Source organism: Tenacibaculum sp. FZY0031 (assembly GCF_036350695.1).
In the GTDB taxonomy this organism is placed as follows: domain Bacteria; phylum Bacteroidota; class Bacteroidia; order Flavobacteriales; family Flavobacteriaceae; genus Polaribacter.
The window spans coordinates 207,668-228,989 of record NZ_JAZDVY010000001.1 but is presented as its reverse complement, the minus strand read 5'-3'; the positions used below and the strand labels follow the sequence as shown (position 1 = coordinate 228,989).

Here is a 21,322-nt window from a genome sequence, read left to right as displayed (position 1 = left end):
AAATTGGTATTTTTTTTGAATGGTTGTTATAAAAGATTAATGTTTAACTAAAAAAATGCAATGTTATGTTATTAAAAAGTACTGATTTTCCAGCCTTACCAAATGTTTTTAATGATTTTTTTAGAGATTGGTCAACCGCAAATTTCTCAGAGACAAACACGACGCTACCAGCTGTAAATATTAAAGAAAATGAAAATGAGTTTACCGTTGATGTAGCCGTTCCTGGAATGAATAAAGAAGATTTTCAAGTAAATCTTGAAAATGATGTTTTAACCATTTCATCAGAAAAACAAGAGACTACAAAAGAAACAAACGATCGCTATACACGAAAAGAGTATAGTTATAAATCGTTTAAAAGAAGTTTTACCTTACCTAAAGGTATTGTTGATAGTGAAAAAATTAAAGCTAGTTATAAAAATGGTGAGCTAAAAATTAACCTTCCAAAATTAGAAGCCGTAAAACCCAAACCTGCGAAACTAATTACGGTTGAATAACCTTAACCCTATAACTGCTTATTCTAATTAAAAAAGAATAAAAACCCGAGAATTCTTGTATGAATTCTCGGGTTTTTATATCCTTCAGTCAATAATTTGACTAAAAAACACTGACATGTATATCTTCTAAAACGATTTCAGACAGTTTTTTTAGGCTACCTTCTTCGTATAAGCTATCAATTGCATAAAAATCGATATCTGTATCCAAAGGCTTGTAATTGTTATAATCTACAAAACGAATTCCATCAACGATTTTTTCTTGTTTTACATCTCTAAAACGTACTCCTCCTCCATTTGTATGGTACTTATACGCTACATAATCTAATTGAAAGTTATCTTTAGCAAACCAATAAATAAACACATCGTCAAAGTCTTCTCCTCCCCCCTCTTCTGTGAAAGTTATCCTAACTTTATAGTATTCCTTTCCTTTAATTACAACTGACTCTAACAACTTTTTTTGAACTGCTTTATCGTTCAACCCCAAAGGTAATACAGAAAAATAGTGAACCGAGTTTACCGAATTGCTGTAGCGGTTTTTATCCTTTTCCGTTAACTCAACTAAGCGATCATTTACAAAACGCTTAAAACTATCATTTGATAGGATGTCTTGTATTTTTGTAGAATCATTTTGTATAACTCTTACTAGTTCAAAAGTTCCATTTTTTCTGGTTGCTTTGTAATTGTTTTTTCTGAAGTTGAAAGAAATTGTAGCATTTTCTATTTCATTTAATTTAGCATAGTCAATTGACTTATCTATTATTTCTTGAGCCGTAAACTTAGGTTTGCATGAAACAACTAATAAAAGTAGTAAAATGTATAAATATCGCATAAATTTTGGTTTGAGTTCATTTTTAATGTAACAAATTTAGGAGTATTCAAGAACTTAAGTTGTTAAGTTTAACACAAAAAAAATAGAGCTATATAACAATAGCTCTATTTAAAGGGGGATTATAAAGTATTGATTAAAACCTCATACCTATACCAAAACCAATAAGCAAAGGATTGATATCAACTTCGGCTGGTACAGTTGCTACACCTGCATTTACAGATACATCTGTACTTAGTCCTATATATTTAGCATCTACATTTAAAAACCATGTATCGTCTAAGTCGTAATCAAATCCTAATTGAAAAGCATATCCAAAACCATTCTCATAAGTTACATCTACGACCGCTCCTGGGTCTGCATTGTAAAAAATAGTATAGTTAACACCCGCCCCAACATAAGGCTTAAAATCACTTATATTAAAATGGTATTGTAGCGTTAATGTTGGAGGTAACAACCAAACATCTCCTAAGTTTACATTTCCTAACCCCGTATTTACCGCTTTTACATCATGGTTTGTAGTTCCTAAAATTAATTCAGCAGCAATATTTTCAGTAAAGTAGTAGGTAAAATCCAATTCTGGAATAAAACTTTTGCTTATTTCTACATCTCCTCCAATAGTACCAATTGTTGCAGATTCATTTGGTAAAACACTTACCCATCTAAAACGTGCTTGCCACTTTTTAAAGTCGTTTGTTTTAGAGGCTTCTTGTGCATTTACACTGCTAAAAAACAATGTTCCTAATACCATACTTAATATAATTTTTTTCATGACTATAAGTTTAAATTTTAAGCAAAATTACATCCCACTCTTCCCTAAAAACATGACTTAAATCATAGCTTAATAATTTTATTTAACAACTTAAAATTATGGTTATATTTGTGACTTATTTATGCAAAAAAAGATTAACATACAGAACAAAAAAGCTCGTTTTGAATACGAGATACTTGATAAATATACAGCAGGAATTCAACTTACGGGTACTGAAATAAAATCGATACGACAAAGTAAGGCTCGAATTACCGAGAGTTTTTGTGAGTTTAATGATAAAGGGGAACTTTTTGTTGTAAATATGTACATCGAAGAATACGCCTTTGGTCATCATTATAATCACAAACCTAAAAGTGAGCGTCGTTTATTGCTGAACAAACGGGAATTGAAAAAACTTGAAAAAGAAGTTGAAGCCAAAGGTAGTACCATTGTACCATTACGATTATTTATTAATGAAAACGGTTGGGCAAAATTAGATATTGCTTTGGCTAAAGGAAAGAAAACTCATGATAAAAGACAAAGCATTAAAGACCGTGATAATAAACGAGATTTAGCCAGGGTTAAAAAGGCTTATAATTAATGAATGATACTTTTTTAAATATCATACAGTGGAAGAAAATTGTATATTTTATTTTTATTCTATTCTTATTCAAATTTTCTTTTTTACACGGTTATGGTTTTAAAACAACTCTTTCCTTTCTTGACCTAAGTTTGCTATCCATTTCAAGTGCTTTCTTACTCGCTGCTGGTTATTTGACTAGTTTTTTCTTTAGAAATTCTCAAAAGAAAACAAAACTTCCTTTACAAAAAGTAAAAAAACTGGCTATTTATTTAACCTTGGCAGGCGTTGTTGTTGGATTGTGCTTATCTATAAAAGTGAACAAAGCTTGGTACGGACTCATATTTATAGTATGTCCCATAATTGTATACCTCTATTCTAAAAACAATACCCAAAAAACTTTTTTTAGCAATATTGTTACCTCATTTCTAAAACCTTTTGCTTTATTAACTCTTTGGTGGTTTGATTTTCCCCTTAATTTATCTATTGAACAATGGGAATTGTTTTACAACCTTCAACTAATTACCATAGCATATGTAATTATCTCTTTTCTAAGTAATATTGTAATGGAGATTATTATTGATATAACTAACGTAAATCAAGACAACCTTAACAAGCAAAATACATTACCCGTTTTATTGGGTAGAAAAAGAGCAAAAGACATCGCTTTAATGCTGTCTATTATAGGTAGTTTGTTTGTCTTTTCAATAGCTGTTGCCTTTATTAAAAATAAATTTATCTTTTCAACTATTATGTTATTAGGTACCATTCCTGAACTACATTTTATCTATCGATTAATGTTAGCTTCTGAAGCTAAGGACTATCAGCGTTTACGTAACCTTAGTTATGTAAATTTCTTTTTAGCCCTTTTAAGTATCCCTATCATAGCTTATTATATTAAATATGTTATCTACTAAACTGTCAAAATACTCTATTATTCTCGCTTCAAACTCTCCTAGAAGACAAGAACTTATAAAAAGCTTAGATATTCCTTTTACAATTAAAACAAAAGATGTTGAGGAAATTTATCCTGAGGAATTAAATCATACTGAAATAACTGATTTTTTAGCTGACTTAAAAGCTTCTCCATTCAAAGAAGAATTACGAGAGAATGAGTTATTAATAACATCAGATACTATTGTATGGATAAACAATGAGGCCTTAGGAAAACCTAAAAATTATGATGAAGCATTTCAAATGCTTAAAAAACTTTCCAATACCACACACGAAGTTGTCACCTCGATATGCATTACTAATAAATCATTTCAAACAACCGTAAATGATATTACGATTGTTCATTTTAGAGAACTTTTAGACGATGAAATTGATTACTACCTAACAACGTACAAACCATTTGATAAAGCAGGAGCTTATGGTATTCAAGAGTGGATAGGTAAAATAGGAATTGCTAAAATTGAAGGAAGCTATTTTAACGTTATGGGCTTTCCTATTCATAAACTTTACAAAGAATTATCAAAATTGTAGCTTTACATCTATATAAAAGATTATTTTTGACGCGTATTTACACAACACAAACTGATGAAAAAATATACTTACACAGAAAAAAAAGATACCCGATCTGGGTTTGGTGATGGTTTAACAGAATTAGGCCAAAAAAATCCTAATGTTGTAGCCCTATGTGCAGATTTAACGGGTTCATTAAAAATGAATGAATTTGCTGAAAATCATCCTGAGCGTTTTTATCAAGTAGGAATTGCTGAGGCCAATATGATAGGAATTGCTGCTGGGTTAACTATTGGTGGAAAAATTCCTTTTACAGGTACATTCGCTAACTTTTCAACTGGTAGAGTTTATGATCAAATTCGTCAATCAGTTGCTTATTCTGATAAAAATGTAAAAATTTGTGCTTCACACGCAGGATTAACTTTAGGGGAAGATGGAGCTACTCATCAAATTTTAGAAGATATTGGACTAATGAAAATGTTGCCTGGTATGACTGTAATAAATACTTGTGATTACAGTCAAACTAAAGCTGCAACTTTAGCGATTGCAGAATATGAAGGACCTGTATATTTACGTTTTGGACGCCCAAAAGTACCTGTATTTATGACCGATCAGCCTTTTAAAATAGGAAAAGCAATTCAACTTACTGAAGGTACCGATGTTACCATTGTTGCTACTGGTCATTTAGTATGGGAAGCTTTACAGGCTGCTGAACAGTTAGAAGCAAAAGGTGTTTCTGCCGAAGTTATAAACATTCATACAATTAAACCTTTAGATGAAGAAGCGATTTTAAAATCTGTAGCAAAAACAAAATGTATCGTTACAGCTGAAGAACATAACAAATATGGAGGATTAGGAGAAAGTGTGGCTCGTTGCTTAGCGACTCATACACCGACTCCACAAGAATTTGTTGCTGTAAATGACAGCTTTGGAGAATCTGCGACTCCTGATGAATTGATGAAAAAATATGGTTTAAATGATGAAGCCATAGTAACAGCAGTTGAAAAAGTTATTTCTAGAAAATAAAAATATAGATCCTCAAACAATAAATGCATCACTTTTCAGGTTTAAGGTGATGTATTTTTTTATGTAAAAAGTAAAATTTAACCCAATTTATAACAGTGTAAATTAATAACAATGAAAAAAGCAATTTTTATCTTATGCCTTCTAATTGGAGGTTCTCAATTAGCACAAAGCCAAATACAAGGTGGTATTAAAGGTGGTATCAATTACAATTCAGATTCTTTTTCTGACGTAAAAGACGACGTTTTTAGTGGAGCAAAAAGTAAAACAGGTTTTCATGCTGGTGCATGGTTACGTATAAAATTACCTGCTACTGGTTTGTACATTAGACCAGAATTGGTATATACACAATTAAGTAACGAAGTTTCGTATGAACCTACAGGTTTTTCTGCTAAAACAACTACTTATGATATCCAAAAAATTGACATCCCTGTTTTATTAGGATTAAACTTTTTAAAAGTAGGACACGTTTTTGCAGGACCTTCTTTTCAGTACATTTTAGATTCTGATTTTGATATTGAAGATCTTAAACAAGTAAATTCGGATGGTTTTTCTGTTGGTTTACAGTTAGGAGCTGGTGTTGAGCTTGGTAAATTAGGTTTAGATGTACGTTGGGAAAGAGCCTTATCGGATACAGAAGCAGAGTTTGTAGATTCTAATGTAGGGAATGTAAATTTTGACACGCGTGTAAACCAAATTATTGTAGGTTTATCATATAGATTCTAAAACCCTTTTAAGTTTTAAACATAAAAAAACCGAAGTTTTAGACTTCGGTTTTTTTATTATTTATTTTTTTCGAATAGCTCGTTAAAAAATGTCCCTATTCAAATAATCAGGCACTGTAGGTTTGTTTGGATCACTAAAATCGTTTGCCGGATTTCCGTCTCCATTTTTATCTTCATTTTTCGACAAAACACCATCGCCGTCGTCATCTGTATCTAAATAATTAGGCAAGCCATCTTGATCAGTATCATCATTTCTAGGATTTCCATCGCCATCAGGATCTTCATTAATTGAAGCAACCCCGTCTTGATCATCATCTGTATCTGGAACTAAGTCCCATAATTCAAAATAAAATAATAGAATTGAATTAGGAGGTATTGAAGTTCTACTTGTATTAGCATACGCTAAACCAGAAGGAATAAACAAAATTCCTTTCCCGCCATCTTCATAGGTAATTGGTCCATCAGTGGTAACATTATTTCCTCCTTTAAAGTGAATGAAACTATAAGTCCACCCCCTAATTACACTATTTAAAGAAAACCAAGTTGTATTTTTGTCAAAATTAGGGCTTAAACTATCTCTTCTAACGATTCGTTGTCCTCTATATTTTGAATAAACAGAATCCATCACAGTAGGAAAACCTTTGTCAACATTTGGAGTTCCAACCCTGTTTACATAATAATACAATTTATAATTAATATCGTTTTCAGTTACTTCTTTAGTTACCAATTTGTCATCGTCGAACAACGATGTTTTTCCACTAATTATAGGTTTAATTGAGTCTAGTGCCTCGTCGTAATAATTGTTCTTTAAAAATACAACCAAAGAGTCATTGTCAATAAGTGCTTGAGCTTCATGGTCAAAATTATCAACTGAAGAATTGCTATCACTTCCACATGCATATAAAAGAGCACCTGCGATGGCAGTATAAACTAGATGTTTAAATTTTATCATTTAATTCTGAAATTTTAACGCGCAATTTACCATTTTTATACCTTTGTAAAAAACGAAACGATAAAAATTAACTTTTTATATGAGAATTGACAAATATTTGTGGTGTATTCGCTTATTTAAAACTCGTAGTATTGCCACAGATGCTTGTAAAAAAGGGCATGTTAAAATAGATGGAACGAATTTAAAGCCATCGAAAGAAATATTTGGTGGTGAAGAAATTACTATTCGAAAAAATCAAATTAATTATAAAATAAAAATATTAGATATCCCTCCTAACCGGGTTGGGGCTAAGTTGGTAGATTTATATAGAAAAGATTTGACCCCTAAAGAAGAATTTGAAAAAACAGATTTACTGAAATACGCTAAAGATTATTATCGTAAAAAAGGAACAGGACGTCCTACAAAAAAAGATCGTCGTGATATTGACGATTATTATGAAGATTCTGATAAAAATGATGTTAATTTGTAATCTCAAATTAAGTTAAAGTTAGCTAAAAATGACAGACGTAAATAATATCATTTTAAACAATACTCAAGTTGAACAAAAAATTCGTCGAATCGCTTTTCAAATTTATGAAAGCAATAGTAACGAAAAAGAAATTATTATAGCTGGTATTGCTGATAATGGATATTTTTTAGCTGAAAAAATTTCAACTATTTTAAGTGAAATATCTCCTTTAACTGTAACTTTATGTAAAGTTTTAATCGATAAGAAAAACCCTATAAATCCAATCACTACCTCTATTAACAGTGAAGAATATCAGCATAAAGCGTTGGTTTTGGTCGACGATGTTTTAAATTCAGGAACCACTTTAATATATGGCGTAAAGCACTTCTTAGAAGTTCCTTTAAAAAGATTTAAAACAGCGGTATTAGTAAACAGAAACCATAAAAAGTATCCTGTAAAAGCTGATTTTAAAGGTATTTCTCTATCAACTTCTATCAAAGAACACGTAGTCGTAGAGTTTAAAACCAACGAAACAATTGCTTACTTAACTTAATAAAGATAGTAAGTCTTCCACTACTTCCTCTTTATTTTTGTCATCAATAGTAATCTTATACTGAGCTTGATTGTAATAGTAACTTCGTTCAAATAAATGTTTAGCAACAAACTCTGTTAGTTCTTCTTTATTCAAACGAGCTACTAATGGACGTTGACTTTTTTCATTTGTTAACCTATTTACAATAGTATGGATGCTTGTTTTTAAATACACAGACTTTGCCTTGTTAAAACTTAATAACACCTCCATATTTCCAGCATAGCATGGAGTGCCCCCTCCTAATGATAAAACGAAATCGCCTTCTTTATCTAAAAGCTCCTTTAAATATACATGTTCTTGCTTTCTAAAATAGATTTCTCCTTTCTGTTCAAAAATTTCAGAAACTGTTTTTCTTTCCTTTTTTTCTATATATGCATCTAAATCAATAAATGGAGTTTGCATTTTTTCGGCTAAAATTCGTCCAATTGTCGATTTCCCACTCGCCATATACCCCAATAATACAATTTTCATAAACTAGTAATTAAGCAGTTACAAATATGAGTAAAAATTATTACAAAAAAGCTTTTTTGATTTAAAGAACAGTTGTATATTTGCAACCGCTTTCACAAAGAAGCAATGACCGGGTAGCTCAGTTGGTAGAGCATCTCCCTTTTAAGGAGAGGGTCCTGGGTTCGAGCCCCAGCCCGGTCACAAAAAGTTAAGCAAATGCTTAACTTTTTTAGTTTATGCACGTATGGCGGAATTGGTAGACGCGCAGGCTTGAGGGGCTTGTTTCCAACGGAAGTGCAGGTTCGACTCCTGTTACGTGCACAATAAAAAAGCACCCTACAAAATGTAGGGTGCTTTTTTATTGGTACCGTCAAAGGGGGTAATGCCCCAAAACTTGCTTCGAAAATCAAGAGCTTTTTCCTATAAATACCTCATGAACTTGCTCCGAGATAGTTGACCGCTGTAGATTATTCAAATAAAAAAAGGAGACTAAAAAGCCTCCTTATCGTAAATTTATATCAAATTACTTAGTTTAGTATGTAAGTATCGTAATCTAAATAACAAGTATCTCCCTGGACTATGGTTTTTATACCATTCCATGTTTTATTATGAAGCCCATCTCCTACTGTATAATTATCTACATACGGATTGTGTTTTGTATAATCTACCCATTTTTTTAAACTAAGGTTGTATTCATATTCATTAGAGGCTTTTACTCCATCTCTATAAACATAACACCCAGAATCACATTCTCCTACTACAGAAACTATTCTAAAGCGTTCACCCGCTTTTGCTTTTACCATAAAATCAATAACCTCACCATCAGCTACACTTCTTTTTTGATTGAATTTATAATAATCTAAGCCTACATGACCTTCAATTCCGTATCCCCAGTAAATTTTCCTTCCAGCTAAATACCAGGATCCTAATTCTTGATCATACTTTTCTACATAAAACCTACCAAAAAGCTCTCCTCCACTAGTTCCGTGATCGCTTCCATATAAAGCCACATTAGTTGGATCTACTCTTATTTTATCATAATATACTAAATCACATTCTTTGATAGTATACTCTAAATTTGAACTTACTTTGAATGGTCTATTATCATAGGTATAGTTCACTTTGTATGAAATAGGATATCCAGGATTATTAACTGATACCTCTGCTCCTTCTTTTAGAAATTCAACAACTCTATCTAAATTATTAGCCATGGCAGCTAAAGATGATGCTATTCCTGAAGTTGCATTTCCTCCTAATTGCTTTACTTTAACAGTCGATTCACTGAAAATAGACTTATATCTTGCTTCTATTTCTGCATTCACTTTTGTTCCAACTGCTTTATAAGCAAAATTCAATGCTGCTTCAACTTCTTTAGCACTACTACTCGACTCATAAATTAACGTATATAGTTTACCATAAGTTACAGACTCTATATACGAAGACGGATTTTGTTGCTCTTCACTTACCTCTAAATAATCAGTAACATAGGGTTGTAATCTATCTGGAGAAACATTGTTGGTAAACCACCCATTCTTTCCTATAATTCCTTCTTTAGGAGACACTGAAGCTGTAAAAAAACGTTGCCTCAAAGTAACTGCATATCTTGTTTTTTGACTAGAAAAGTCTAGCCCAAAACTACCAGATACTTTTACACTAGGTCCAGAGTATCCAGCATTTAAAGAAAGTTGAAATTGTTTTTCATCGTGAATTCGTTGAATACTAATATCAAAGCTAGCAGGAAAATTAGCTTCACTTTTATAGTACGCATTTAAAATAGAATTCAAATTGTCTTGTACTTTTCCTGGTGTTGGCGCTTCAATAATTCTTGAAGTAGAAGCAGATGTTCCTGATAACACGTTAACTCTTACCTCTACAGGATTCCTGTCTTCTCCTGAAATAGGTATCGACACTGGAGCTCCTTCTTGTATAGATCTTGCTGCTACTAAATTACCTGGCCATAATAAAGAACTATTGGCATCTAGAATAAAGAAGTCTGAATCTGTTTGAGTAAACGATATTTCTTTATCAACACAGTTTTCTTCCATCGCTAGTCTTTCAGCTTTGGATGACTTGCTATCGTGTAGTTCTTTGATATTTAAATTATGAATACCATCAGGAATATCTGATGTTATAAATTGTGCTATTTGTTCTGTGCTAGAATTTATTTCAGTATTGTGTAATAAATCTTCTTTTTGACATGAAATAATTGAAAAAAGGGTTAATCCAAGTATTTTTAGATTTTTCATTTATTTATTTTTAAAATTTAACATTGTACTAATTAAGACCTCGAGGAGTAATTAAACATCTAAAAATGTGTTTTCCCTACTTTTTTATTTATTTTTTTAAATTATTACACTGTTTTATGGTCTATATTTTACTTTTTACACAAACAAAAACCCCCGAAAGTAAAGAATAGTTAATTTCACAAATTATTAACGAGTATAAAGCCTATTATTCTTATTTTCGCCCTATGCAAAAACAATTATTATTTCTAGTAGCAATAGTATTTAGTATATTGTCTATTCAGGCGCAAGACAAACTAAAAGGGCAAATAATAGACTCAGAATCTAAAAAACCTTTAAGTGCAGCACATATCTTAAACCTCAATAGCGTTGTAGGTACCATTACTAATGAAAATGGGCTCTTTGATCTTGTTGCTCAAGCAAACGATACAGTATTGGTTTCCTATTTAGGTTATGCTTCTATTAAATTAAAAGTTACGAACGACCTTTTAAAAGGGAATGAAGTGGTTATATCTTTAGAAGAAAAGCCTGAAGAGGTAAAAGAAGTGGTTATTAAATCAACCAAACTAATAGGTGTTTTGGAAGTAGATATTAAGCAAGTTCCTAAAGATCGTTTTACAAGGATACATATCAACGGATTACCACAAACATATGAAGTTGGAAGACCTCAAAAAATTTCCTCTCCTATAGCTAAACTGTTGAATCCAGTAGATTTGGTATATAACCTCTTTGGAAGCAAACCGAAACAGCTTAAAAAATTAAAAAAGCTTAAAAAAGAGGATGATTTACGTAAAATGTTAGCTGGTAAATTTGATCGTGAAGTTATGATGGAATATCTTGAAATGGATAGAGCTGAGTTAAACAAACTATTATCTGACTGTAATTACTCTGAATATTTTATAAAAAAAGCTAGTGACTTGCAATTAATAGAAGCAGTTTTAAACTGCTACGAAAATTATAAAACCGTAAAAAAAGGGAAAATAGAACGAAACAGAATACCTGACCAGAAATAAATGAAAGCAGCAAAATTTTGCTGCTTTTTTTATGCTTCTATTTCAACCAAAAGAACTAAATTTACAGCTTTCAAAAACACACACAAACACAACTAATAATGATTCATTTCTTTGGAAACGTAAACAGCAAGGTTTTTGCTGTTCAAACAACAGAAGAATTAACATCTGAAACAATTTCGAAATTAACTTGGTTATTTGGCAACCAACCGAAAATAAATGCGGCGTCTATCGACGCCTTTTTTGTTGGACCCAGAGCAGCAATGATTACTCCTTGGAGTACCAATGCTGTCGAAATTACTCAAAACATGGGAATTTCTGGAATAATTAGAATAGAAGAATTTGAAGCGGTAGCTAATGATTTTTCTGATTTCGATCCGATGATTTCTCAAAAATTTGACGGGTTAAACCAAGCGACTTTTACCATTAATATTCAGCCTGAGCCAATTTTAGAAATTGACAACATTGCTGCTTACAACGAGCAAGAAGGACTAGCTTTAAGCAATGAAGAAATTACTTATTTAGAAGAAGTAGCTACTAAAATAGGAAGAAAATTAACCGATTCTGAAGTATTTGGATTTTCTCAAGTAAATTCAGAACACTGTCGTCATAAAATTTTCAACGGAACTTTTGTTATTGACGGTGAAGAGATGCCTACTTCTTTATTCAAGTTAATTAAAGAAACCTCTAAGCAAAATCCAAACGATATTGTATCTGCTTATAAAGACAATGTAGCTTTTATCCAAGGACCAAAGGTGGAACAATTTGCTCCTAAAAGTGCGGATAAACCCGATTTTTACGAAACAAAAGAATTTGAATCTGTTATTTCTTTAAAAGCAGAAACTCACAATTTCCCTACTACTGTTGAGCCTTTTAATGGTGCTGCAACAGGCTCAGGAGGTGAAATTCGCGATAGATTAGCTGGTGGAAAAGGATCGTTGCCATTAGCAGGTACTGCGGTATACATGACTTCGTATTCTCGTTTAGAAGAGAATCGCCCTTGGGAAAAAGGAATGGATGAACGTACATGGTTATACCAAACTCCTATGGATATTTTAATCAAAGCTTCTAACGGAGCTTCTGATTTTGGTAATAAATTCGGACAACCTTTAATTTGCGGTTCTGTATTAACCTTTGAACATGAGGAAGATGCTCGCAAACTTGGTTTTGATAAAGTCATCATGCAAGCGGGTGGTATTGGATATGGTAAAAAAGAGCAAGCATTAAAAGATACTCCGCAAGAAGGAGATAAAATAGTAATTCTTGGTGGTGAAAACTATCGTATTGGTATGGGAGGGGCTGCTGTTTCTTCTGCTGATACTGGAGAATTTTCAACGGGAATTGAGTTAAATGCAATTCAACGTTCAAACCCAGAAATGCAAAAACGTGCTGCCAATGCGGTTCGTGGTATGGTAGAAAGTGATGAAAACTTTATCGTTTCTATTCACGATCATGGAGCTGGTGGGCACTTAAACTGTTTATCTGAATTAGTAGAAGATACTGGTGGAAAAATCGACTTAGATAAATTACCAGTGGGTGACCCTACCCTATCTGATAAAGAAATTATAGGGAATGAGTCACAAGAGCGTATGGGATTGGTAATTGCTGAAAAGCATATCGATACCCTTCATAAAATAGCTGAACGCGAACGTTCACCAATGTACACGGTAGGTGATGTTACTGGAGATCACCGTTTTACTTTTGAATCTAAAACCAACGGAAACAAACCAATGGATTTAGCTTTAGAAGATATGTTCGGTAGTTCTCCTAAAACAGTTATGACTGATAGCACAGTAAATCGCAATTATGCTAATGTGGAGTATTCTAAAGAAAATTTTACTCATTATTTAGAGCAAGTTTTGCAATTAGAAGCGGTTGCCTGTAAAGATTGGTTGACTAATAAAGTGGACCGTTGTGTTGGTGGAAAAGTAGCAAAACAACAATGTGTTGGTTCATTACAAATCCCCCTAAACAATGTTGGGGTAATGGCATTAGATTATAAAGGTAAAGAAGGAATTGCCACTACAATTGGACACTCTCCTATTTCTGGATTGATTGATCCGGAAGCTGGAAGTAAAAACTCAATCGCTGAAGCCTTAACAAATATTGTATGGGCTCCTTTAAAAGATGGTTTGCAATCGGTTTCATTATCAGCTAACTGGATGTGGCCTTGTAAAAATGAAGGGGAAGATGCTCGTTTATACAAAGCAGTAAAAGCGGTTTCAGATTTTTCTATCGATTTAGGAATCAATGTTCCAACAGGAAAGGATTCTTTATCGATGAAACAAAAATATCCGAATGAAGAAGTAATTTCTCCTGGAACTGTGGTTATTTCTGCCGCAGCTAACTGTAACGATATTACCAAAGTAGTAGAACCTGTTTTACAACCAAATAAAGGAAACATCTATTACATCAACTTATCGCAAGATGATTTTAAATTAGGAGGAAGTTCTTTTGCACAAATCCTAAATAAATTAGGAAACTCTGCTCCTACGATTACCAATAATGAATTCTTTAAATCTGCTTTTACTATTTTACAGAATTTAATTAAAGAAGGAAAAATCGTTGCAGGTCACGATGTGGCGTCTGGAGGATTGATTACTACCTTATTAGAATTGTGTTTTGCAGATGTAAATGTAGGTGCCAACTTAGATTTATCTCCTTTAAATGAAGCTGATAGTATCAAATTGTTATTTGCAGAAAACTCAGGAATTGTTTTCCAAGCAACAGATGCTTCTGTCGAACAAACTTTAGCTGATAATAACATTGAGTTCTTTAAAATTGGTTCGGTTACTGAATCTGATCGATTAAATATTAAAAATGGTTCTGATGTTTTTGCTCTATCAATTGCTGAATTAAGAGACACTTGGTATAAAACGTCATATTTATTAGATCAAAAGCAAACAGCTAATGGTTTGGCTAAAGATCGTTTTGATAATTATAAAAACCAACCATTAAACTATACATTTCCTACATATTTTACAGGGAAGCTTGCTGATACTGTGGGAACTGTAACTAACAGACCTAAAGCTGCTATTATTCGTGAAAAAGGTTCAAACTCTGAACGCGAAATGGCAAATGCTATGTATTTAGCTGGTTTTGATGTAAAGGATGTTCACATGACAGATTTAATTTCTGGTCGTGAAACGCTAGAAGATATTCAATTTATTGGGGCCGTAGGTGGATTTTCAAATTCCGATGTATTAGGATCTGCTAAAGGATGGGCTGGTGCATTTTTATATAATGAAAAAGCAAATACTGCTTTGAAAAATTTCTTTAAAAGAGAAGATACGCTTTCAGTTGGTATATGTAACGGGTGTCAGTTGTTTATGGAATTAGAACTTATTAATCCTGAACATAATGAGCATGGTAAAATGCTTCACAACGATTCTAAGAAACACGAAAGCTCATTTACATCTGTAAAAGTTCAAGAGAATAATTCAGTAATGTTATCTAGTTTAGCTGGAACTGAACTAGGAGTTTGGATTTCTCATGGAGAAGGAAAGTTCCATTTACCGCAAACTGAAAACAAGTATAACATTGTGGCTAAGTATGGATATGAAGGCTATCCTAACAATCCAAACGGTTCAGATTATAACACAGCGATGCTATGTGATAAAACGGGTCGTCATTTAGTTACTATGCCACATATTGAACGTTCTACTTTCCAATGGAACTGGGCAAACTATCCACAAGACAGACAAGATGAAGTTTCTCCTTGGTTAGAAGCTTTTGTGAATGCCAGAAAATGGATAGAGAATAAAAAATAAGTAGAATACCACATTCTCAACTACAAAAAGCACTCTGTAAACAGGGTGCTTTCTTTTTTTTACAAAAGTAAACATACAATTCATGTATTCACAATTGTTAACTGCTTGTTTTTAGTTACAATTGTAATAACTATCCTGAATCATAGCTATTACAACATCTATGTTACACATATAGAAGTATAATTAGTTCTTTTTAATTATCATGCTTATAGGCTTAGTAATTTTAGAGTACTTATATAAGTGAGATGTTATTATGATACTGATTTTAAAGAATTTAAATAGAATTATAAAAAGAAGTCTATTATTTAGATGTATAAAGCGTTATTATTTATTTTAAAAGCATAAAACAAGCTATTAATAAGCGAATAAAGGTATTATAATGATCATTCTTAGACTAATTTACAACATTAAACACCTTATAAACCTATAATTTAATAATTACAATTGTAATTGTACAGATTTAGTTACTCTATAGTATTTGTCTATTATTTACACATAAATAACTGTATTCAAGTAAGTTATGTGCTATTACTTAAAGTTTTATATAGCCCGCATTGTATTAATAGTTTAAAAAAAGTATTTTTTTCTTGTTTACAATTATAAAATAACATATATTCACAACTGTAAACAACCCCTAATGTTTACATAAGTAAACAAATGATAGAAAGACTAAAACAGATATTAGATTATTACAATTTATCGGCGTCAAGTTTTGCAGATAAAATTGATGTTCCTAGATCTAGCATTTCTCACCTATTATCAGGAAGAAATAAACCGAGCTTAGATTTTATTATAAAAGTTGAAACGGCTTTTGATGAAGTAGACTTGAATTGGTTAGTATACGGTAAAGGGAATTTTCCTCCCAATATACAAAACCAGGAGAAAGAAGTTAGAATAGAGAAAAATGAAGCTCCTTCTCTGTTTACTGAAAATGTAGTATTTGAGCAAGAACCCAAAAAAAAATCAAATACGCAATTCTCAGAGAGTACTATGAAACCAAAAGAATCAACCGCTTTTAGAGAAATTAAAAATATTTTGGTTCTATACGATGATGGAACCTTTGAAGATTACAAAAAAAGATAATAGTATAAATGATTCCCTTATAATCCCCAAAGAATTTAATGGGTTGTAAAATTCAAGTAACCCCTCTGTATTTGTATCCCCTAACAAATCGTTTGGATTTTATGAGTCATTAAAAACTAAACTCCCCTAAAACTTACATCCCCTTTAAGTTGAGTTTAGACGAATGTCCCCTAAAGCAAACCCCTCATGCTTGTCCCCTTACAAGCAAATCAACCCCTTAAAATAGAAAAAGCCTGTATTATAAAAATAATACAGGCTTTTTACTTTTTATATGTAAGTTAAATTTTAGGTTAACATCCCTCCGTCAACTGATAATGTTTGACCAGTAATATATGAACTCATATCAGATGCTAAAAATACACAAGCATTTGCAATATCTTCTGGAGTTCCTCCTCTTTTTAAAGGAATTTCGTTTCTCCAACCTTCAACAACTTTTTCGTCTAATTTTGCTGTCATCTCAGTTTCGATAAAACCTGGAGCAACTACGTTACTACGGATATTACGAGAACCTAATTCTAATGCTACCGATTTTGAGAACCCTAAAATTCCTGCTTTTGATGCTGCATAATTTGCTTGACCAGCATTTCCTTTCAATCCAACTACAGAACTCATATTAATAATTGAACCTGCACGTTGTTTCATCATCGGACGAATAACTGCTTTGGTTAAATTGAAAACAGATTTTAAATTTACTTCGATTACTTTATCAAAATCATCTTCAGAAATACGCATTAACAAATTGTCTTTAGTAATACCTGCGTTGTTTACCAATACATCTATAGTTCCAAATTCTGCTAAAACATTTTTTGCCAACTCTTGAGCTGCATCAAATTCTGCCGCATTAGATTGATATCCTTTAGCGTTTACCCCTAATGCTTTCAATTCATTTTCTAAAGCAGTTGCTGCCTCAACAGATGAGTTATACGTAAATGCAACATTACATCCTTGGTTTGCAAACTCTAAGGCAATTCCTCTACCAATTCCTCTGGTAGCTCCTGTAATAATTGCTGTTTTATTTTCTAAAAGTTTCATTTATTAGTTGTTTTAATAGCGTCAAATATAAAAAGAAAATCCTGCTAAAGATTATTTTTTAGCAGGATTTTATTATGTTTTAATACCTAGGCACAATTGAGTATTCACCAATAACAGCTCTTGATTTAGCCAACTCATAACGATTAGTATATTTATCGTTAAACTTCATTCTTATGAATTGATCTTAGCATTTATTGTAACAAAAAAATCCAATATTTATTAAATATTGGATTTAATCAATTTATATTATATTTTCATACTATCCATTAGACCAAGCTTCTCCATCTACATCACCACAAGGATTTTCTGTAAGGGTATCTCCTCCATTTCTAATTTGCCCGCTTCTACCATCAGCACATTGGTAATACCAGGTTCTACCACCCGTTGCTTCTTTTAATTGACTTTTTGTTAATTCTTTTCCTAAATTTTTTACTTGATCTAATTTCATTTTATATATTTTAAATTAATGACTGCTTAAATATATAAAAATCCGTTGAATTTATGAATTCAACGGATTTAAAAATAATTTATGGTAAAATTTTAACAGTTTTTGTTAAAATTCTTTCTTTTAAGATTATGCTAAAACCTTAGCAACCATTTCTCCAATTTTAGCAGGAGATTCTACAACGTGTACTCCGTTTTCTGCTAAAATTTTCATTTTTGCTTGCGCTGTATCATCAGCACCACCAACAATAGCACCTGCATGTCCCATTGTTCTACCAGCTGGAGCAGTTTGCCCTGCAATAAAACCAACTACTGGCTTACGGTTACCGTCAGCTTTAATCCAACGAGCAGCCTCAGCTTCTAAGTTACCTCCAATTTCACCAATCATTACGATTGCTTCAGTTTCATCATCATTCATTAATAACTCAACAGCTTCTTTAGTAGTCGTTCCAATAATTGGATCTCCACCAATACCAATAGCAGTAGTAATTCCGTATCCTTGTTTTACAACTTGATCAGCAGCTTCATAAGTTAAAGTTCCCGATTTAGAAACGATACCTACCTTACCTTTCTTGAAGATAAATCCTGGCATGATTCCTACTTTTGCTTCTTCAGGAGTAATTACTCCTGGACAGTTAGGTCCAACTAAAGTACAATCTAATTGATCAATATAAGCTTTTACTTTTACCATATCAGCTGTTGGAATTCCTTCAGTAATACAAATAATTACTTTGATTCCAGCTTCGGCAGCCTCCATTATAGCGTCAGCAGCAAATGCTGGTGGCACAAAAATAATTGAAGTATCAGCTCCTGCTTTTTGTACAGCTTCATCAACTGTATTAAAAACTGGCTTTCCTAAATGCTCTTGACCTCCTTTGCCTGGCGTTACACCTCCAACTACGTTTGTTCCGTAATCGATCATTTGGCCAGCGTGGAAAGTACCTTCGCTACCTGTAAAACCTTGAACTATAATTTTTGAATCTTTATTTACTAAAACACTCATTGGTTTGCTTTTTATTATTTTTTTAAGACAGACAAAAATAACTTTTTAATTGTGTTTTCACAATTAATTTTAGGTTACTTTTTTTCTTTATTTGTTGCGTTTTTTAAATAGATGACTTCTCTTAGTGTTTGACGGTACTCACGCTGCGGTGTACCAAAATAAACTCCTTTTTTTAAGGATTTTGTCACTCCTGTTTGTGCCATTAAAACAGTTCCTTTTTCTATGGTTAATCCACTAATAATTCCTACTTGTCCCCAAATAGTAACTTCATCTTCAATCACTGTACATCCTGCAATACCAGTTTGAGCAGCTATTAAACATTTTTTACCTATTACCGTATCGTGCCCTATATGAACTTGATTATCAATTTTTGATCCAGCACCTATTAACGTATCTCCAGTTACCCCCCTATCAATTGTACAAGAAGCTCCTAAATCTACATTATCTTCAAGTACTACTCTACCTCCAGAAATTAGTTTATCAAAACCTTCTGGTCTGTTTTTATAATAGAATGCATCTGCTCCTAAAACAGTATTAGCGTGGATTGTTACATTATCTCCTATTATACAGTTATTGTTAATTGACACATTTGCATGTATTAAACAATTTTTACCAATAACTACGTTTTCTCCTATGAAAACATTGGGTTGTATAACCGTATTTTCTCCTATAACAGCAGATTCAGCAATACTGCTTTTTGAAGCTATGAAAGGATTATAATGTTTGGTGATTTTATTAAAATCTCTAAAAGGGTCTTCAGAAATTAGAAGTGATTTTCCTTCTGGGCAAGCTACTTTTTTGTTTATTAGTATGGTAGTAGCTGCTGAGTTTAGTGCTTTATCGTAGTATTTTGGATGATCCACAAACACTATATCTCCCTTTTCTACTACGTGAATTTCATTAATTCCTGAGATTGGAAAATGAGGTTCTCCTACAAATTCTACACTTAATAAAGCTGCTATTTGCTCTAAAGTTTGAGGCTGTTTAAATTTCATTTTTAAAAAGAAATTCCCGCTAACGCGGGAATAGTGTATTTATTCTTTAATACGTTCGGTGTAAGCGCCTTTTTCTGTATCTATTTTTATTTTATCCCCTTCATTAATAAATAAAGGAACATTAATTCTTGCTCCCGTTTCAACGGTTGCAGGTTTAGTTGCATTTGTTGCTGTATTTCCTTTTACTCCTGGTTCAGTATGAGTTACTTCCAAAATAACATGAGAAGGCATTTCTACTGATAACGGCATTCCGTCTTCAGTATTTATTAAAACAGTAACTACTTCTCCTTCTTTCATTAAGTCTGGAGCGTCTAATACTGATTTTTGAAGTGTAATTTGGTTATAATCTTCCGTATTCATGAAATGGTATATATCTCCTTCAGGGTATAAATATTGAAATTTATGCGTTTCTACACGAACGTCTTCAATTTTATGCCCTGCAGAAAAAGTATTATCAATCACTTTTCCAGAAGTAACACTTTTAAGTTTTGTACGTACAAAAGCTGGTCCTTTTCCTGGTTTTACATGTAAAAACTCAATGATTTTAAATATATCGTGATTATACTTTATACACAATCCTTTTTTAATATCTGATGTTGATGCCATTTATTTGATCTTTATAGTTGCTCTTATAAGTGCAATTTTACTAATTAATTTGCTTTAAAATATCCTTTCATGATTCCGCGATGTGAATCTTTGATAAACTGAATAATCTCGTCTCTTTCTGAAGTTGCTTCCATTTCAGCTTCAATTATATCAATCGCTTGTGAATTGTTGTAATTTTTCTGAAATAAAATTCGATATACATCCTGAATTTCTCTAATTTTTTCAGTTGTAAACCCTCTTCTTCTTAAGCCTACTGAGTTAATACCTACATATGATAATGGTTCTCTTGCTGCTTTTACATAAGGAGGAACATCTTTACGTACCAACGATCCACCGGTTACAAAAGCATGGTTTCCTACCGAGGCAAATTGATGTACTGCCACCATACCTGCAAGCACTACATTATCTCCTACAGTTACATGACCTGCTAATGTTGAGTTATTTGAAAAGATGCAATTATCTCCCACTTTACAATCGTGCGCAATATGACAATACGCCATTATTAAACAGTTATCACCAATAACTGTTTTCATTCTATCGGAAGTTCCTCTGTTAATGGTTACACACTCTCTTATGGTAACATTATCGCCTATTTCTACAATTGTATCCTCGTCATTATATTTTAAATCTTGAGGAATTGCTGAAATAACAGCTCCTGGAAAAATTCGACAGTTTTTACCGATGCGCGCACCTTCCATAATGGTTACATTAGAACCTATCCATGTTCCTGAACCTATTTCTACATTTGCATGAATGGTTGTAAAAGGTTCGATAACTACATTACGAGCTATTTTTGCTTGAGGGTGTACGTACGCAAGTGGTTGATTCATA

The 21,322-nt window shown here is 32.4% G+C and carries 22 protein-coding genes and 2 tRNA genes; 13 read left to right on the top strand and 11 right to left on the bottom strand.

Annotated features, from left to right (window positions below):
• Window positions 1–65: 65 nt before the first annotated feature.
• Entirely contained in the window at window positions 66–494 is a 429-nt protein-coding gene (locus V1T75_RS01070) for an Hsp20/alpha crystallin family protein (RefSeq protein ID WP_330486707.1), read from the top strand.
• A gap of 100 nt (window positions 495–594) precedes the next feature.
• On the opposite strand, the gene V1T75_RS01065 is transcribed toward V1T75_RS01070, so the two are convergent.
• Both V1T75_RS01065 and V1T75_RS01060 read right to left on the bottom strand, forming a co-directional pair.
• Window positions 595–1,323, bottom strand: a complete 729-nt coding sequence (locus V1T75_RS01065; protein ID WP_330486706.1) for a DUF6503 family protein — start codon at window positions 1,321–1,323, stop codon at window positions 595–597.
• Between the two features lie 133 nt (window positions 1,324–1,456).
• Window positions 1,457–2,092 (bottom strand): OmpW/AlkL family protein, encoded by a 636-nt coding sequence (locus V1T75_RS01060; RefSeq protein ID WP_330486705.1) that lies wholly within the window; start codon window positions 2,090–2,092, stop codon window positions 1,457–1,459.
• A gap of 121 nt (window positions 2,093–2,213) precedes the next feature.
• Here V1T75_RS01060 and smpB point away from each other — a divergent pair, with 121 nt between their 5' ends.
• The 5 genes from smpB to V1T75_RS01035 all read left to right on the top strand — a co-directional run bounded on the left by smpB (window position 2,214) and on the right by V1T75_RS01035 (window position 5,864).
• The gene (gene smpB / locus V1T75_RS01055; protein ID WP_330486704.1) at window positions 2,214–2,672 is read left to right on the top strand and encodes an SsrA-binding protein SmpB; all 459 of its coding nucleotides are present in this window, start codon (window positions 2,214–2,216) and stop codon (window positions 2,670–2,672) included.
• Window positions 2,672–3,568 carry a hypothetical protein gene (locus V1T75_RS01050; RefSeq protein WP_330486703.1) on the top strand — a complete coding sequence of 299 codons (897 nt, stop codon included), beginning with the start codon at window positions 2,672–2,674 and terminating at the stop codon, window positions 3,566–3,568. Before smpB ends, V1T75_RS01050 begins: the two co-directional genes overlap by 1 nt.
• Complete coding sequence (locus V1T75_RS01045; RefSeq protein ID WP_330486702.1) at window positions 3,555–4,136, top strand: Maf-like protein; 582 nt, start codon at window positions 3,555–3,557, stop codon at window positions 4,134–4,136. The genes V1T75_RS01050 and V1T75_RS01045 overlap by 14 nt, the downstream gene beginning before the upstream one ends.
• A gap of 54 nt (window positions 4,137–4,190) precedes the next feature.
• Window positions 4,191–5,141, top strand: coding sequence for a transketolase family protein (locus tag V1T75_RS01040; RefSeq protein ID WP_330486701.1), 951 nt, complete (start codon window positions 4,191–4,193; stop codon window positions 5,139–5,141).
• 111 nt (window positions 5,142–5,252) lie between these two features.
• Complete coding sequence (locus V1T75_RS01035; protein WP_330486700.1) at window positions 5,253–5,864, top strand: porin family protein; 612 nt, start codon at window positions 5,253–5,255, stop codon at window positions 5,862–5,864.
• An 81-nt stretch (window positions 5,865–5,945) separates the two neighbouring features.
• Here the strand turns inward: V1T75_RS01035 and V1T75_RS01030 are convergent, their stop codons facing one another.
• The gene (locus V1T75_RS01030) at window positions 5,946–6,815 is read right to left on the bottom strand and encodes an FKBP-type peptidyl-prolyl cis-trans isomerase (protein WP_330486699.1); all 870 of its coding nucleotides are present in this window, start codon (window positions 6,813–6,815) and stop codon (window positions 5,946–5,948) included.
• A 79-nt stretch (window positions 6,816–6,894) separates the two neighbouring features.
• On the opposite strand from V1T75_RS01030, the gene V1T75_RS01025 reads away from it, so the two are divergent.
• Both V1T75_RS01025 and V1T75_RS01020 read left to right on the top strand, forming a co-directional pair.
• Window positions 6,895–7,284 (top strand): RNA-binding S4 domain-containing protein, encoded by a 390-nt coding sequence (locus V1T75_RS01025; RefSeq protein ID WP_330486698.1) that lies wholly within the window; start codon window positions 6,895–6,897, stop codon window positions 7,282–7,284.
• Between the two features lie 28 nt (window positions 7,285–7,312).
• Window positions 7,313–7,816: a phosphoribosyltransferase domain-containing protein gene (locus V1T75_RS01020; RefSeq protein ID WP_330486697.1), complete on the top strand. Its 504-nt coding sequence runs from the start codon at window positions 7,313–7,315 to the stop codon at window positions 7,814–7,816.
• Here the strand turns inward: V1T75_RS01020 and V1T75_RS01015 are convergent.
• A complete protein-coding gene (locus V1T75_RS01015) occupies window positions 7,808–8,326 on the bottom strand; it encodes a shikimate kinase (RefSeq protein ID WP_330486696.1) in 519 nt (172 codons plus the stop codon). The genes V1T75_RS01020 and V1T75_RS01015 overlap by 9 nt on opposite strands.
• Before the next feature lie 107 nt (window positions 8,327–8,433).
• Here V1T75_RS01015 and V1T75_RS01010 point away from each other — a divergent pair.
• Both V1T75_RS01010 and V1T75_RS01005 read left to right on the top strand, forming a co-directional pair.
• A tRNA-Lys gene (locus V1T75_RS01010) sits at window positions 8,434–8,506 on the top strand.
• A gap of 37 nt (window positions 8,507–8,543) precedes the next feature.
• Window positions 8,544–8,626, top strand: a tRNA-Leu gene (locus V1T75_RS01005).
• A gap of 206 nt (window positions 8,627–8,832) precedes the next feature.
• On the opposite strand, the gene V1T75_RS01000 is transcribed toward V1T75_RS01005, so the two are convergent.
• Complete coding sequence (locus V1T75_RS01000; RefSeq protein ID WP_330486695.1) at window positions 8,833–10,551, bottom strand: thiol-activated cytolysin family protein; 1,719 nt, start codon at window positions 10,549–10,551, stop codon at window positions 8,833–8,835.
• A gap of 224 nt (window positions 10,552–10,775) precedes the next feature.
• On the opposite strand from V1T75_RS01000, the gene V1T75_RS00995 reads away from it, so the two are divergent.
• The 3 genes from V1T75_RS00995 (at window position 10,776) to V1T75_RS00985 (ending at window position 16,411) form a co-directional block, all read left to right on the top strand.
• Window positions 10,776–11,561, top strand: a complete 786-nt coding sequence (locus V1T75_RS00995) for a carboxypeptidase-like regulatory domain-containing protein (RefSeq protein WP_330486694.1) — start codon at window positions 10,776–10,778, stop codon at window positions 11,559–11,561.
• A 98-nt stretch (window positions 11,562–11,659) separates the two neighbouring features.
• The gene (purL, locus tag V1T75_RS00990; protein ID WP_330486693.1) at window positions 11,660–15,328 is read left to right on the top strand and encodes a phosphoribosylformylglycinamidine synthase; all 3,669 of its coding nucleotides are present in this window, start codon (window positions 11,660–11,662) and stop codon (window positions 15,326–15,328) included.
• A gap of 657 nt (window positions 15,329–15,985) precedes the next feature.
• Window positions 15,986–16,411: a helix-turn-helix domain-containing protein gene (locus tag V1T75_RS00985; protein WP_330486692.1), complete on the top strand. Its 426-nt coding sequence runs from the start codon at window positions 15,986–15,988 to the stop codon at window positions 16,409–16,411.
• 285 nt (window positions 16,412–16,696) lie between these two features.
• Here V1T75_RS00985 and fabG read toward each other — a convergent pair whose 3' ends face one another.
• From fabG to lpxA, 6 genes are all read right to left on the bottom strand, one after another.
• Window positions 16,697–17,443, bottom strand: a complete 747-nt coding sequence (gene fabG / locus V1T75_RS00980) for a 3-oxoacyl-[acyl-carrier-protein] reductase (protein ID WP_330486691.1) — start codon at window positions 17,441–17,443, stop codon at window positions 16,697–16,699.
• 259 nt (window positions 17,444–17,702) lie between these two features.
• Window positions 17,703–17,891 carry a hypothetical protein gene (locus tag V1T75_RS00975; RefSeq protein WP_330486690.1) on the bottom strand — a complete coding sequence of 63 codons (189 nt, stop codon included), beginning with the start codon at window positions 17,889–17,891 and terminating at the stop codon, window positions 17,703–17,705.
• A 126-nt stretch (window positions 17,892–18,017) separates the two neighbouring features.
• Window positions 18,018–18,890, bottom strand: a complete 873-nt coding sequence (gene sucD / locus V1T75_RS00970) for a succinate--CoA ligase subunit alpha (protein WP_099214339.1) — start codon at window positions 18,888–18,890, stop codon at window positions 18,018–18,020.
• Window positions 18,891–18,964: 74 nt separating this feature from the next.
• On the bottom strand, window positions 18,965–19,885 hold the full coding sequence (locus V1T75_RS00965) for a UDP-3-O-(3-hydroxymyristoyl)glucosamine N-acyltransferase (RefSeq protein WP_330486689.1): 921 nt from the start codon (window positions 19,883–19,885) through the stop codon (window positions 18,965–18,967).
• A gap of 39 nt (window positions 19,886–19,924) precedes the next feature.
• Window positions 19,925–20,491 (bottom strand): elongation factor P, encoded by a 567-nt coding sequence (gene efp / locus V1T75_RS00960; RefSeq protein ID WP_330486688.1) that lies wholly within the window; start codon window positions 20,489–20,491, stop codon window positions 19,925–19,927.
• Window positions 20,492–20,535: 44 nt separating this feature from the next.
• Window positions 20,536–21,321, bottom strand: a complete 786-nt coding sequence (lpxA, locus tag V1T75_RS00955) for an acyl-ACP--UDP-N-acetylglucosamine O-acyltransferase (protein ID WP_330486687.1) — start codon at window positions 21,319–21,321, stop codon at window positions 20,536–20,538.
• Window position 21,322: the final 1 nt, after the last annotated feature.